This window comes from Castellaniella sp. (assembly GCF_004321985.1).
Classification (GTDB): Bacteria; Pseudomonadota; Gammaproteobacteria; order Burkholderiales; family Burkholderiaceae_B; genus Castellaniella.
The window spans coordinates 1-1,340 of the sequence record NZ_SCQN01000083.1 but is presented as its reverse complement, the minus strand read 5'-3'; the positions used below and the strand labels follow the sequence as shown (position 1 = coordinate 1,340).

The following is a 1,340-nucleotide window of genomic DNA, read 5'->3' as shown; positions in this document are numbered from 1 at the left end:
GCCACCGGTTTGCCTGAACTTTGCGCGGCGGCACCGATCGCGCCCTTGGCGATCACCGCGCCGGTCGGCTGGCCGGTGGGCGAGCCGCCCGGCGGTTCGACCGAAACCGCAAGTGCGGCGGTCGGGCCGAGTTGCGCGACCAGCGCCTTGCTCAGCGCGATCGTGGTCGGCCCACTGGTGGCGATCATGCCGACCGCGATCGGTTTCTGGCCCGCCGGGATCAGCCAGAGTTCGGGTGCGCGTCCAGCGGGCAGGGTCTGTGGCTTCGCCGGTACGATGACCATGCGCGCATGCGCAAGATCCATGGTCGCGGTCCAGCCGACCTGGCCATCCGTCTGGGTAATCGTGGAGGCCATGTAGGCGGTGCCGGGTGCCGTGGACGGCGCCACGGTGGTGCGTGGCACGACGATGAAGGCGACGATGAAAGCCACGGCCACGGCGGCGGCGCCCAACGCAAACCCTCGCCACAGCGCAAGGTTGGACCACCAGCCGGCTCGCGCAGGCGGCGTGGATTCGCGCCGCGCCGTCTGCATGCCCAGTGTCTTTTCGATGCGAGCCCATACCTGCGCCGGCGGCGCGGTCGCGGGGACATCCTCGGCCAACGGCAACAGGCAACGCTGCCAACGCGCCACGTCTTCCGCCGCGTGCGGGTCGGAAGCAATCTCACGCTCGACCGCCGCGCGCGCATCCGCATCCAGCACGCCGAGCACGTATTCGGCGTAACGCAGGTCTTCGCTGCCGTTGTCGGACACGTTGTGGTCGAGAGGGGTGTTCACGGGTTCGCTTCGGTTTGTTCCATACAACTGCGCAGCCGCACGAGGCTGCGCCGGATCCAGCTTTTCATGGTCGCCAGCGGCACGCCGAGACGATCCGCCAATTGGTTATACGTGGCACCGCTGAAAAAGGCTGCACGCACGGCCTGGCGCTGTTGATCCGCCAGCGTGCCGAGGCAGCGTTCCAGGCGTTGGCGTTCCTCGCTGGCTTCGCTGCGGGCCGGCGGATCGGGGTCGGGATCCACGATGTTTTGTGCGGCCGCGTCGTCCAGGGGTTCCTCGCGGTGTCGGCGCAGCCGGTCGATGCACTGGTTGCGGGCGAGCGTGATCAGCCAGGTCATCGCCGCCGCGCGCGCGGGATCGAAACTGGCCGCGCGGCGCCAGACATTGGTGTAGACATCCTGCAGGGCATCCTCGGCTTCACCGCGCTCACGCAGCATGCGCAGGCACACGCCGAACAGCTTGTCCGACGTACGTCGATACAGTGTCGCGAACGCCCCACGATCACCGCCCGCGCAGGCGCGCATCAGTTCGGTGAGTTCGGCGGCATCGTCCATTGGCGAGGCA

The 1,340-nt window shown here is 68.4% G+C and carries 2 protein-coding genes; both read right to left on the bottom strand.

Annotated elements, in window-relative coordinates; genetic code table 11:
• Positions 1-776, bottom strand: a 776-nt coding sequence (locus tag EPN31_RS16640) for an anti-sigma factor (RefSeq protein ID WP_291775936.1), incomplete at its 3' end; no start/stop codon positions are given.
• Complete coding sequence (locus EPN31_RS16635; protein WP_291775938.1) at positions 773-1,330, bottom strand: sigma-70 family RNA polymerase sigma factor; 558 nt, start codon at positions 1,328-1,330, stop codon at positions 773-775. The genes EPN31_RS16640 and EPN31_RS16635, both read right to left, overlap by 4 nt.
• Between the last annotated feature and the right edge of the window lie 10 nt (positions 1,331-1,340).